Source organism: Borborobacter xinjiangensis, from assembly GCF_047739745.1.
GTDB lineage: Bacteria > Pseudomonadota > Alphaproteobacteria > Rhizobiales > Rhizobiaceae > Pseudaminobacter.
This window is the reverse complement of record NZ_JBLLVA010000010.1, coordinates 1-12358: the sequence shown is the minus strand read 5'-3', so window position 1 is coordinate 12358 and position 12358 is coordinate 1. Positions and strand designations below refer to the sequence as shown.

At 63.3% G+C, this 12358-nt stretch carries 10 protein-coding genes; 5 read left to right on the top strand and 5 right to left on the bottom strand.

Going from position 1 to position 12358, the window contains the following annotated elements; genetic code table 11:
* Positions 1-13 precede the first annotated feature (13 nt).
* Together ACLKMW_RS12490 and ACLKMW_RS12485 are read left to right on the top strand one after the other, a co-directional pair.
* Positions 14-3148 carry an efflux RND transporter permease subunit gene (locus tag ACLKMW_RS12490; protein ID WP_415724790.1) on the top strand — a complete coding sequence of 1045 codons (3135 nt, stop codon included), beginning with the start codon at positions 14-16 and terminating at the stop codon, positions 3146-3148.
* Between the two features lie 173 nt (positions 3149-3321).
* Complete coding sequence (locus ACLKMW_RS12485; protein WP_415724789.1) at positions 3322-3801, top strand: MaoC family dehydratase; 480 nt, start codon at positions 3322-3324, stop codon at positions 3799-3801.
* Between the two features lie 7 nt (positions 3802-3808).
* Here the strand turns inward: ACLKMW_RS12485 and ACLKMW_RS12480 are convergent, their stop codons facing one another.
* Genes ACLKMW_RS12480 through ACLKMW_RS12460 form a run of 5 tightly spaced genes read right to left on the bottom strand, consistent with a single transcriptional unit; the run spans position 3809 to position 9285 of the window.
* Positions 3809-4009 (bottom strand): hypothetical protein, encoded by a 201-nt coding sequence (locus ACLKMW_RS12480; protein WP_415724788.1) that lies wholly within the window; start codon positions 4007-4009, stop codon positions 3809-3811.
* 43 nt (positions 4010-4052) lie between these two features.
* Positions 4053-4631 carry a sarcosine oxidase subunit gamma gene (locus ACLKMW_RS12475; RefSeq protein ID WP_415724787.1) on the bottom strand — a complete coding sequence of 193 codons (579 nt, stop codon included), beginning with the start codon at positions 4629-4631 and terminating at the stop codon, positions 4053-4055.
* A complete protein-coding gene (locus ACLKMW_RS12470) occupies positions 4624-7617 on the bottom strand; it encodes a sarcosine oxidase subunit alpha (protein ID WP_415724928.1) in 2994 nt (997 codons plus the stop codon). The genes ACLKMW_RS12475 and ACLKMW_RS12470 overlap by 8 nt, the downstream gene beginning before the upstream one ends.
* Positions 7617-8009 carry a sarcosine oxidase subunit delta gene (locus ACLKMW_RS12465; RefSeq protein WP_415724786.1) on the bottom strand — a complete coding sequence of 131 codons (393 nt, stop codon included), beginning with the start codon at positions 8007-8009 and terminating at the stop codon, positions 7617-7619. Before ACLKMW_RS12465 ends, ACLKMW_RS12470 begins: the two co-directional genes overlap by 1 nt.
* A gap of 22 nt (positions 8010-8031) precedes the next feature.
* Positions 8032-9285, bottom strand: coding sequence for a sarcosine oxidase subunit beta (locus ACLKMW_RS12460; RefSeq protein ID WP_415724785.1), 1254 nt, complete (start codon positions 9283-9285; stop codon positions 8032-8034).
* 335 nt (positions 9286-9620) lie between these two features.
* Here ACLKMW_RS12460 and rpsU point away from each other — a divergent pair, with 335 nt between their 5' ends.
* The 3 genes from rpsU (at position 9621) to ACLKMW_RS12445 (ending at position 12107) form a co-directional block, all read left to right on the top strand.
* Positions 9621-9878 (top strand): 30S ribosomal protein S21, encoded by a 258-nt coding sequence (gene rpsU / locus ACLKMW_RS12455; protein ID WP_415724784.1) that lies wholly within the window; start codon positions 9621-9623, stop codon positions 9876-9878.
* Between the two features lie 139 nt (positions 9879-10017).
* A complete protein-coding gene (locus tag ACLKMW_RS12450; RefSeq protein WP_415724783.1) occupies positions 10018-10911 on the top strand; it encodes a tetratricopeptide repeat protein in 894 nt (297 codons plus the stop codon).
* A gap of 119 nt (positions 10912-11030) precedes the next feature.
* Positions 11031-12107 carry a D-alanine--D-alanine ligase family protein gene (locus ACLKMW_RS12445; protein WP_415724782.1) on the top strand — a complete coding sequence of 359 codons (1077 nt, stop codon included), beginning with the start codon at positions 11031-11033 and terminating at the stop codon, positions 12105-12107.
* Positions 12108-12358 lie beyond the last annotated feature (251 nt).

Sequence of the window (12358 nt, the reverse complement as noted above, 5' to 3'; positions counted from 1 at the left end):
CGGGCGGGCGAAGATGACGGACCTGCACAAGGGCAATGGCGAAACCGGGATGACGGCGCTTTTCGTGCGCCGTCCGGTTCTGGCCTTCGTCATCAACATCTTGATCGTCGTTGCTGGCCTCGCCGCCTTCTTTGGCGTGGAGGTCCGCGAACTGCCGGACGTCGACCGGCCCGTCATCACCATCTCCACCGACTATGCGGGCGCGGCTGCCGAAACCATCGATCGCGAGCTGACGAGCGTGCTTGAGGGTGCGGTCTCCCGCGTCACCGGCGTGAAGTCGATCTCGTCTAGCTCCTCCTACGGCCGCAGCCGCGTAACCGTCGAATTTGGCGACGGTGTCGATCTGGACGTCGCCGCCTCCGATATGCGCGACGCCGTCGGCCGCGTCACCAACCAGCTTCCAGACGACGCCGACCCGCCGCGCATCGTCAAGGCCGACGCCAATGCCGACGCCGTGCTGAGGCTTGCCGTCACCTCCGAGACGATCGCGGTGGAGGACATGACCATATTGGTCGAGGACCAGATCGTCGACGCGCTGTCGGCGGTGCCGGGCGTCGCCGACGTGCAGGTCTATGGCGACCGCGAAAAAATCTTCCGCATCGATGTCGATCAGGCGCGGCTTTCCAGCCGCGGCCTGACGATCGCCGATATCCGCAGCGCACTGGCCTCGATGGCGCTCGATACGCCAGCCGGCGCACTGAGCACGAACGACCAGAACATCATCGTTCGCACGACAGCGGCGGTGGCGACGCCAGAGGCTTTCGAAAGCATGTTCCTCGACGCGCGCACGCGGCTCGGCGACGTGGCGACCGTAACGCTCGGGCCGGATATCGGCCTGTCGTCACTCAGATCCGACGGCAAGACCGGCATCGGTCTCGGCATCATCCGTCAGGCGCAATCCAATACGCTCGACATTTCCGAGGGCGTGCGGGCGGCGGCCGCGGCGATCCAGAAAACGCTGCCGCAGGGCATGAACATCCGCGTCACCAGCGACGACGCGACCTTCGTCAAGGGCGCCGTCCATGAAGTGGAGATCGCGCTGATTCTGGCGGTGACGATCGTGCTTCTGGTGATCTATCTGTTCCTGCTCGACTGGCGGGCCACGCTCATTCCAGGGCTGGCCATGCCGGTGGCGCTGGTCGGCACCATCGCCGCGATCTATCTTGCCGGCTTCTCCATCAACATCCTGACATTGCTGGCGCTGGTGCTGGCAACCGGCCTTGTCGTCGACGACGCGATCGTGGTGCTGGAAAACATCGTGCGCCGACGCAACGAGGGCATGGGCCCGCGCGCCGCCGCAGTGCTCGGCACGCAGGAAGTGTTCTTCGCGGTTATCGCAACCACGGCAACGCTCGCTGCGGTGTTCGTGCCGCTTTCCTTCCTGCCGGGCCAGACCGGCGGACTGTTCCGTGAATTCGGCTTCGTGCTGGCGATGGCCGTGCTGCTGTCGGCAGTCGTGGCCCTGTCGCTCTGCCCGATGCTGGCCTCCAGGATGCTGTCGGCGGCCGAGGCGAAGCATGAGACGGAAAGGACGGGCCTGACCGCCCAGCTTGGCCGCAAGCTTGCCAAGGTCTACCGGCGCGCACTTCATGCCTGCCTCGACGCCCCCGTGCTCGTGGTCGTCGTCTCCATTCTCTTCGCCGGCGCGGCCTATGGCGCCTTCGGCCTGATCCGGCAGGAACTGACCCCGACCGAAGACCGCTCCATGGCGCTGATGCGCATTTCGGCGCCGCAGGGCGTCAGCCTCGACTATACCGCCCAGCAGATGCGGCGAATCGAACAGCTCATCCAGCCGATGCGGGATTCCGGCGAGATCGAAAGCACATTCTCCAACACCGGATCGGGCGGATCGGTCAGCAGCGGCTTCATGGTCATGTCGCTGGCGCCATGGGAAGAGCGGCAGCGCTCGCAGCAGGAGATCATGGCCGAGATCAGCGCGCTCGCCACCAAGGTGCCGGGGGTGCGCGTCTTCCCGATCACGCCGAACAGCCTCGGCATTCGCGGCGCCGGCAGCGGCCTCCAGTTCGCTGTCGTCGGCAACAGCTACGCCGAGCTCGGCACCGCCGCCAACAAGATCATCGCCGAAATGGAGAAGAATCCGGGCTTCCGGCAACCGCGCCTCTCCACCGACGCGACCCAGCCGCAATTGGCGATCGAGATCGACCGGGAACGCGCCTCCGACCTCGGGATCGACATCGGCGGACTGGCCGAGACCATCCAGGCGATGCTGGACGGGCGCGAGATCGGCAAGGTCTTCATCGAGGACCGCAGCTTCGACGTGAAGCTCGTCTCCACGACCAATCCGATCAACGATCCGACGGATATGGAAAATATCTTCCTGAAGACCAAGGACGGGCGTTTCGTGCCGCTGGCGACGATCGCCACGTTGACCGAGCGCGCTGTCCCGCCTTCGCTGGCGCGCGAGCAGCAATTGCGCGCCGTCGCCATCACCTCGAACCTGGCGCCCGATTTTGCGCTCGGCGATGCGTTGAAGGCCGCGGAAGCCATCGCGGCACCCCTCTTGCCGCCCGGAAGCCGCGTCGTGCCGCTGGCCGAGGCCGCGACGCTTGGCGAAAGCAACAGCGGCATGCTGGCGGTGTTCGGCTTTGCGCTGGTCATCGTGCTCCTGGTGCTTGCCGCACAATTCGAGAGCTTCGTCAGCGCCGTCATCATCATGGCTACGGTGCCGCTCGGACTTGCCTGCGCCGTGTTCGCGCTGCTGCTGACCGGAACCAGCCTCAACGCCTATAGCCAGATCGGGCTGGTGATGCTGGTCGGCATCATGGCCAAGAACGGCATCCTGATCGTCGAATTCGCCAACCAGTTGCGCGATCGCGGCATGGGCTTGCGCCAGGCGATCGAGGAAGCCTCCAACATCCGCCTGCGCCCGGTGGTGATGACTATGATCTGCACCGTGCTTGGCGGCCTGCCGCTGGTTCTGGCCTCCGGCGCCGGTGCCGAAGCCCGCATCGCGCTTGGCTGGGTGATCGTCGGCGGACTTGGCATGGCGACTGCCTCGACCCTGTTTCTGACTCCCGTCGCCTATCTGCTGCTCGGCCGCTTCGTGACGCCGAAGGTCGAGGAAGAAACCCGCCTGAAGCGCGAACTGGAAGAAGCCGCCTATGCGGGCGTCGAACCGGCCGAATAGGCCGAAGGTCCAGCCTCCCGGATGACGCTCTATTCCCTTTGGAAGAACGGCCCTGCCCGATGACATTGCCAGCGCGACACTGTATCTGTGCTGTCGGCCTTTCCGTCGGGTAACGACCGGCAGGCCCGGACGATGGTCCGTCCTTCGCAGCACAATATGACAAGGCGTTCTTCTTGAAACCGATAACGATTGACCAGCTTCTGTCCGGGGTCGGAACGGAAATCGGGGTTTCCCCGTGGCGCGTGGTTACGCAGACGATGATCGACCAGTTCGCCGATGCGACGGACGATCACCAATTCATCCATTGCAATCCCGAGCGGGCGGCACAGGAAACGCCGTTCGGCGGCACGATCGCCCATGGTTTCCTGACGCTGTCGCTGCTTTCGGCCATGACCTATGAAACCATTCCACCGCTCGAAGGCGGCGGCATGGGCATCAATCACGGCTTCGAGAACCTGAAATTCGTGGCGCCGGTTAAGACCGGCTCACGCGTGCGCACGCGCTTCTTCCTCGCCGACGTCAAGGTGCGGCCGTCCGGATGGGTGCAGGTCGCCCATGACGTGACGATCGAGATAGAGAATTCAAAGAAGCCCGCCCTTACCGCGCGCTGGCTGACGCTGACTTTTGCCGACCCCAATCACAAGACCAAGTAGCGAAGCATCAGGGCTTCTTTTTCCCACGGTCGGGACTACCCGGTATCGAAGTCGAGATCACCGAAATCGGGTCGCTGGCCGGAAAAGTGTCTTCCAGCCCCTCGTCGAGTGCTTCCTCGCGCTGCTTCCTTGTCCCCTTGCCATCGGCGCGCGAGGTCTTTTCCGGCTGTTGGGACGTGTTCTTGCCGTGTTTGCCTGGCTTTCCCATGACCGGCATCCTACAGCCGCGCCATCGCTATGGGAACCTGAATTCAGGCGGCGGCGTCGACCGCCGCCTGCGAGAGGAATGCCAGTGCATAGTCGGAGAACGAGCGCCAGCACTCGACCCGAAACGTGTTCTCGGCGGCGCGATAAAGCACGATCTCGATTTTGCCGAGGACAGTGCGTGAGCATGCGCCGACGGGAAACGCCGCCAGCGACAGGTCTTGCGGGCAACCGGCATTGAGCGCTGCCGCCGCCGAGAGCCCGGTGACCTCGATGGCGACGTTGCGGTGGGAAATGTCGACCGCCGAGTGAAGCGCCTTCACGCCGGAACAGTCGGCCAGCGGATTGCCGCCCGCATCGTCTATCACCAGCCATTCGTCCGGTCCGAGCCAGAGTGCCGCGCGGCCGCCCGCGGCGGCCGCTGTCTTCGGCGCTCTCGGCAGTGTCAGGCCGAGCGCTTTCGAAAGCGCGGCGACCGAGGCGGCAGGTGCGCGCAGGGAAATCCTCGTCGCCGAAGCGGATACGGAAATCCTGATGCCGTCGGCAGAAAACTCCCTGCCGGCCAGCGCCGGCGCGCGGGCGACGGAAGGCTTCGCGGTGGTCTTTTTCGTGACGGCCCTAGCCATTGAGGCGCTCCCCCTTCTCATCGAAGAACACGGTACCGGAAACCTCGACCTCGACAACGTGGTCGGGCATCGGCACGTAGAGCGTTTCGCCCAGGCGATCGCGCCCGTCCTGCACCAGCGCCAGGGCTATCGAATGACCGCAGTTTTCCGACCAGTAGCTCGACGTCACATGGCCGATCATCTTCATCGGAACGCTCTGCTTCGGATCGGCGACTATCTGCGCGCCCTCTTCCAGTACGGTCTTCGGGTTCTTTGTCCGCAAGCCGACGAGTTGCTTGCGACCCTTGGCCATCAGATCCGGGCGGGCCATGCCACGAATGCCGACGAAGTCGGTCTTCTTCCTGCCCACTGCCCAATCGAGCCCCGCATCGCCCGGAGTGACGGTGCCGTCTGTGTCCTGTCCGACGATGATGTAGCCCTTTTCGGCGCGCAGCACGTGCATCGCCTCGGTGCCGTAGGCGCAGGCGCCATGCTTCTGGCCCTCGGCCCACAGCGCTTCCCAGATTGCTTGGCCGTAGTCTGCCGGAACGTTGATCTCGAAGCCGCGATCGCCGGTAAACGACATGCGAAACAGCCGGGTCGGCACGCCGCAGATTGTGCCTTCGCGCACCGACATATGCGGCAGCGCCTCGTCGGACAGGTCGATGCCCTCGACCAGCGGCTCAATGATATTGCGGGATTTCGGCCCCTGTACCGCAATCACCGCCCATTGCTCGGAGATCGAAGTCAGCCAGAGATTGAGATGCGGAAATTCGGTCTGGAGATAGTCTTCCATGTGGTTCATCACGCGGGCGGCACCGCCGGTGGTCGTCGTCACATGGAAGCGGTCGGGCGCAAGTCTGCCCACCACGCCGTCATCATAGATGAAGCCGTCCTCGCGCAGCATCACGCCATAGCGGCAGCGGCCCGGCTCAAGCTTCTCCCATGGATTGGTGTAGAAAAGCTCCATGAACTTCGCCGCATCCGGACCAACGACCTCGATCTTGCCGAGCGTCGAGGCGTCGAACAGGCCGGCGGACTGGCGCACCGTCCGACATTCGCGGTTGACCGCCGCATGCATATCCTCACCCGGTCTCGGGAAATACCAGGCGCGCTTCCACTGGCCGACATCCTCGAACACCGCGCCATGCGCCTCCGCCCAGCCATGCATGGCGGTCCGGCGCGTCGGATCGAACAAAGCGCCGCGCCCATGGTTGACGATGGCGCCGAAGGTCACCGGCGTATAGGGCGCGCGGAAGGTGGTGAGGCCGACTTCCGGGATGTCCTTGTCCAGCGTCTCGGCGGCAATCGCCAGGCCGTGCATGTTCGACGTCTTGCCCTGGTCGGTTGCCATGCCGGTGGTGGTGAAGCGCTTGACATGCTCGATGGAATGCATGCCGTGGCGAACGGCAAGGCGGATGTCCTTGGCCGTCACGTCATTCTGGAAATCCACGAAAGCTTTGACCGCCTTGTCGGGTTCTGCGCCCGGAGCCGCACCGACCATGCCGCCGTTCCACACCTCGGTGCTTTCGGCCTTCGGCCGGCTTGCTTTTGCCGCCTTCGATCCGCTGTCCCTGGCCGCTTTTTCGCCGGCGGCATAGGCCTCGTCCACGGTTGCGGCAAGGCTGTCGGTGCCGTTGCAGGCGCCGACCGAAACACAGTCCTGCGCGTAGGTTGCAGGTAGGAAGCGCTTGCCCGCCTCGTCGAAAGCCACCTTGCCGCGCGACTGCGAGAAGAGATGCACGGACGGGGTCCACCCGGCCGACATCAGCAGCGCATCGACCGGTATCGTCCGCTCGGCGCCGCCATTCTTCTGCTGGATCGTCATCGAAGAGACGCGCAGCCTGCCCCTGGTGCGCACGACGGCGCGACCGTGATTGATCTCGATGCCGAGCGCCCGCGCCTCGTCTACGGCCGGGCCGGATGGATTGTCGCGCAGGTCGACGATGGCCGCGACGTCGATGCCGGCTTTCTTCAGATCGATCGCCGCCGCATACGCTGTATCGTTAGCCGTGTAGACGCCGACATTCTGCCCGACCGCAACGCCGTAGTGATTGAGGTAGGCTCGCGCCGCGGATGCAAGCATGACGCCTGGCCTATCATTGTCGGCAAAGACGAGATGCCGTTCGATGGCGCCCGTGGCGAGCACGACCCGTCTGGCGCGGACCTGCCAAAGGCGCTCGCGCGGCAGCGCCTTGTCGGGGCTTGCCAGATGGTCCGTGACGCGCTCGGCAAGGCCGACGAAGTTCTGCGCGTAATAGCCGAACGCCGTGGTGCGCGGCAGCACGCGGACATTCTGCATGGAAACAAGCTTGGCAACCGTCTCCTGCGCCCAAGACCAGCCATCGGCGCCGTTAATGATCGCGCCCTTTTCGAAACGCAGCGCCCCGCCGAATTCGGCCTGCTCGTCGCAGATGATGACGCGCGCGCCGGTTTCGGCCGCGGCGAGCGCTGCCGCCAGTCCTGCCGCGCCACCACCCAGCACCAACACATCGCAATGCTCGAAGCGCGAGGCATAGTGGTCGGGATCGGGCTGGTCGGGTGCGACCCCGAGGCCCGCCGCCGCTCTTATGTTCGGTTCGTAGAGCTTCGTCCAGGCCGCCTTGGGCCACATGAAGGTCTTGTAGTAGAAGCCGGTCGAAAGCATCGGCGAAAACAGGCCGTTGACAGCACTGATGTCAAATGAAAGCGAAGGCCAGCGGTTCTGCGAATTCGCCGTCAGTCCGTCATAGAGCTCCTGGACGGTGGCGCGGACATTGGGCGTCTTGCGTGCAGCGTCGCGCTCGATCGACACCAGCGCATTCGGCTCCTCCGCCCCGGCCGACAGGATGCCGCGCGGGCGATGATATTTGAACGAACGGCCGACGAGATGAACGCCATTGGCCAGCAGCGCCGAAGCCAGCGTATCGCCGTCGAATCCAGAAAAATTCTGGCCGTCGAAGCTGAAGCGGACCTTTTTCGCCGGCGTCAGACGGCCTTGGCCGGGAATGCGGAACGAAGCGGTCATCATGCCTCTCCCTTCTTCGCCGCAGTGCGCTTCCTGGCCGCTGGCTTCCTGGCGTTGAGCTGATCGGGCGGACGGTTGGCGTAAGCTGCCGGGCCGCTTTCCTTTGCCGTCTTGGAAAGGTCGGGTTTCGGCTCGCCGGCCTTGTAGGTCACAACGAACTTGTCGGTAACCGTGTCGCGCGCGGCATTGAAGAAGCGGCCGCAGCCATGAATGTGGCGCCAGCGCTCGTAGATCAGCCCTTTTGGATTGGAGCGAATGAAAAAGAAAGCCTCGAAGTCCTCGTCGCTGGTTGCCGCGATGTTGGTGGAACGCACGATGTGCGCCTCGCCGGCATTGCGGAACTCGAGCTCGGGGCGCTCTTCCTCGCAATAGGGGCAGTGGATGAGAAGCATTTTCGGAAGGCTCCTTGCGGGATCAGTGCGCGACGGCGGCAGCGGCCGCCTCATCGATCAGGCGACCGGTGCGGAAGCGTTCGATGGTGAAGGGCGCGTTGATCCAATGCGGCTCGTCGCGGGCAATGGTGTGGGCAAAGACGTTGCCGGAACCGGGTGTCGCCTTGAAACCGCCCGTGCCCCAGCCGCAATTGACGTAAAGCCCCTTGACCGGCGTCTTGGCAAGGATAGGCGAGCGATCGGGCGTGACATCGACGATGCCGCCCCAGGAGCGCAGCATCTTCATGCGCGTGAACATCGGGAACATCTCGCAAATGGCGTCCAGCGTGTGATTGAGGATGTGCAGGCCGCCGGTCTGGGAATAGGAGATATACTGGTCGGTGCCCGCGCCGATGACCAGTTCGCCCTTGTCCGACTGCGAAATATAAGCGTGCACCGTGTTCGACATCACCACGCAGGGAAACACCGGCTTGACCGGCTCGGACACCAGTGCCTGCAGCGGATAGCTTTCAAGCGGCATGCGCACGCCGGCCATGTTCATGATGACCGACGTATGGCCGGCCGCGACGACACCGACCTTCCTGGCACCGATGAAGCCGCGCGAAGTCTCGACGCCGATGACCTCGCCGCCCGGTGCCCGGCGAACGCCGGTAACTTCGCAGTTCTGGATGATGTGGACGCCGCGCGCCGAAGCCGCGCGCGCATAACCCCAGGCGACCGCATCATGGCGGGCGGTGCCGCCGCGCCGCTGAAGTGCGGCGCCCACCACCGGATAGCGCGCATTCTTCGAAATGTTGAGCGGCGGGCAGAACTCCTTCGCCTGTTCCGGCGTCAGCCATTCATTGTCCACGCCGTTCAGCCGGTTGGCATGGATATGGCGCTTGAACACCTGCACGTCGTGGACGTTGTGCGCCAGCATCATGACGCCGCGCGGGCTGTACATGACGTTGTAGTTGAGGTCCTGCGACAGGTCGCTCCACAATTTCACTGCATGGTCATAAATGGCGGCCGATTCGTCGTAGAGATAGTTGGAGCGGATGATGGTGGTGTTGCGGCCGGTGTTGCCGCCGCCGAGCCAGCCCTTTTCCAGCACCGCCACATTGGTGATGCCGTGCTCCTTGGCAAGGTAATAGGCCGTTGCCAGCCCATGCCCACCCGCCCCGACGATGATCACCTCATACTCGGACTTGGGCTCCGGCGAGGACCACTGCTCTTCCCAGCCTTTGTTGCCGCGCATCGCCTCGCGCGCTATCGCGAATACAGAATATTTCCGCATGGCTCATGCCCCGTGGATGCCGGAAGGATCGTTCCCGATCAGGAAGTGAGGTCTACCACTAGCCAATAGCCGGTGCCAGTCTTGCGCTGTTTGCGACGGCAATTGACGCTTTGGGAAAGGCATGCCTGCCCGATCGACGGCAAGCACGCCATCACGTGTCGTGCGCAGGGACGTCTAAGGCCGACACAGGCCGCAGACTGGCAAAGAATGCATTCTTCTCTCGACATTGCTCCGTCATTCTGCTATCAGCCGACGCAATTCGCGGTGGTGACCGCTGCGGAAGCGAGTGGCTATTCGCCCGCTTTATGACATAAACGCAAAGAACAGGATTGCCCGTGCAGGTACTCGTCCGCGACAACAACGTTGATCAGGCGCTCCGCGCGCTGAAGAAAAAGATGCAGCGCGAAGGCATCTTCCGCGAAATGAAGATGCGCGGCCATTACGAGAAGCCGTCCGAGAAGCGCGCGCGCGAAAAGGCCGAGGCCGTCCGCCGCGCCCGCAAGCTGGCCCGCAAGCGCGCCCAGCGCGAGGGCCTGCTGCCGATGACGCCCCGCCCGGCTCCGGCCGCTGGCGCAGCACGTCCGGCGCGTTGATCTCGCCAACATTTCGTCCTTTTCCAAGGATAGCGGAAGGTGGGGTGATGCAAAATCACCGCCACCTTTTTGTTTTGCTCCGCGCGCATTTCGAGCAGGAGCCGAAACCGGATTCTCCGGCATAGAAGGAAGAAGCAGTATGAACGCACGCGTGATCGATTCTAACCAGTTAGAGCCGGATGCGGGCGGCAAATCACTTCATACTTCTCTTCATATTTCCTGGCGCGGATCTGCCATTGCGGTGGCGCTGCTCTCCAGCCTTGCACTTTCCGCCTGCCAGACGGCCGGCCCGACCGGAGAATTGACCACCATCGACACGGCTCAGGGTTCGAGCGAAAACATCTCGTCGCTGACCTCCGTTATTGAACGCAACCGAAACAATCCCGAGGCCTATAATGTGCGCGGATCGGCCTATGGCCGCGGCGGCAGATACAAGGAAGCGCTGAAGGATTTCGACACGGCCATTCAGCTCAAGCCGGATTTCTATCAGGCCTATGCAAATCGCGCCCTGATCCACCGCTTTCTCGGCGATCAGGCAGGCGCTCTTAACGATTACAACCGCGCCATCCAGATCAACGCCAGCTATGACGCAGCCTATATCGGGCGCGGCAATCTTTACCGCAAGGCGGGCAGAATCCAGGAGGCCTTCAACGATTTCCAGAAGGCCATCCAGCTCGATACGACCGATGCCCGCGCCTATCACAATCGCGGCCTGATCTACCAGCAGCAGGGCCAGCATGCTTTCGCCATCGAGGATTTCTCGACGGCGATCTCGCTGTCGCCTGAAGCCGAGGAACCCTACAATGGGCGCGGCCTGTCCTATCTCGCCACCAATGACGAGGACAATGCCTTCGCGGATTTCAACATGGCCATCAAGCTGAACGACAACGTCGCGGAGAGCTGGGCCAACCAGGCGCTGATCTACGAACGACGCGGCGACAAGGCGCGAGCGGCCAAATCCTACGCCCGCGCCGCCCAACTCGACCCGAACTACAAGCCGGCCACAGAGGGGCTGGCGCGCACCCGCGCATAGGACCACTCCGCACGGCCCAAACAATTGCCCGCCCTTGAACCTCGTCGCAAGGAATGTAGAAGACCGGGGCGAGCGTGACGCGGCTTCAAGCCGTTTCACGGGATTTTTTGGAGACGCTCATGGCCGACACCTCGAAAAGACTGCGTATTGTCGTGCTCTTTGGCGGGCGCTCCGCCGAGCATGACGTCTCGGTGCTTTCGGCAACCAATGTCATGCGCGCACTGGATCCGGCGAAATACGATGCCGTTCCGGTCTTCATCACCCGTGAAGGACAATGGCTGCTGAGCAGCTTCGAGGACGGCACACTGGCGAAGCCCTCCAGCGGCACGGAGGTCTGCCTGGTGCCGGGCGGATGCGGGCGGATGATGGCGATCCCCAACACCGGCACACCCCACGAACTGCCGAAGGTCGACATCCTGTTTCCCGTCCTGCATGGTATCCACGGCGAAGACGGCTCCGTGCAGGGGCTCGCGGAGGTTGCGCGGGTACCGCTCGCCGGCTGCGGCATTCTCGGTTCGGCCGCCGCGCTCGACAAGGACATTGCCAAGCGGCTGCTGAACGAGGCTGGCCTGCCCACAGCGCGGTCCGTCACAATCCACTACGATGCGGCACCGGCCTTTGCGGAACTGCAGAGCGCACTCGGGCTTCCGATTTTCATCAAACCGGCCCGGCAGGGCTCCTCGGTCGGCGTCAGCAAGGTTTTCAACGGCAGCGACTACGAGGCGGCGCTCACCGAAGGTTTCAAGCACGACCGCAAGCTTCTGGCCGAAGAATTCATCCGCGGCCGCGAGATCGAATGCAGTGTCCTGGAAGATGCACAAGGCGGCCTTTTCGTCTCCCGCCCCGGCGAAATCGTGCCGGCCGAAAGTCACGGCTTCTACAGCTACGACGCCAAATATGTGGACGAGGATGGCGCGGCACTTAAAGTTCCGGCCGAACTGCCGCATGAGATCGAAGGCAGGATCCGCGAGTTGGCGGCAAAGGCCTTCCGTGCAGTCGGCTGCGACAGCATGGCCCGCGTCGATTTCTTCGTGACGCCGGACATGCGCCCCCTCGTCAACGAACTCAACACCATTCCCGGCTTCACCGATATCAGCATGTATTCCAAGGCGATGGCGGCAAGTGGCATCGACTATTGCGAGATCATCGACCGGCTCGTTGCGCATGGGCTTGAGCGCGCTACACGACCGGCCTGAGGCGGAAAGCGTCGTCAAAATCCCCGACCAACACGACCGACTTGCATCGTAAGGATCAGGCTTTCGCAATGTCGTAGAGAGCTGACCGCATGTCAGATGCGGTGCCTGAAGGTGATTCGATTCTCATAAAATGGTTAGGGCCGGCTCCAAAGAGCCGGCCCTTTTGTCTCAGAGATGCCCGCCCGGCTTCAGTGATCGAAAGCCTTGACGATTTCCTCGGTCATCTTCTTGGCGTCGCCGAGCAGCATCAT

Coding starts and splice junctions, on each gene's coding strand:
- ACLKMW_RS12490 (WP_415724790.1), top strand. CDS start 14: ATGACGGACCTGCACAAGGGCAATGGCGAAACCGGGATGACGGCGCTT.
- ACLKMW_RS12480 (WP_415724788.1), bottom strand. CDS start 4,009: ATGGGAAAGCCAGGCAAACACGGCAAGAACACGTCCCAACAGCCGGAA.
- ACLKMW_RS12475 (WP_415724787.1), bottom strand. CDS start 4,631: ATGGCTAGGGCCGTCACGAAAAAGACCACCGCGAAGCCTTCCGTCGCC.
- ACLKMW_RS12470 (WP_415724928.1), bottom strand. CDS start 7,617: ATGACCGCTTCGTTCCGCATTCCCGGCCAAGGCCGTCTGACGCCGGCG.
- ACLKMW_RS12465 (WP_415724786.1), bottom strand. CDS start 8,009: ATGCTTCTCATCCACTGCCCCTATTGCGAGGAAGAGCGCCCCGAGCTC.
- ACLKMW_RS12460 (WP_415724785.1), bottom strand. CDS start 9,285: ATGCGGAAATATTCTGTATTCGCGATAGCGCGCGAGGCGATGCGCGGC.
- ACLKMW_RS12450 (WP_415724783.1), top strand. CDS start 10,018: ATGAACGCACGCGTGATCGATTCTAACCAGTTAGAGCCGGATGCGGGC.
- ACLKMW_RS12445 (WP_415724782.1), top strand. CDS start 11,031: ATGGCCGACACCTCGAAAAGACTGCGTATTGTCGTGCTCTTTGGCGGG.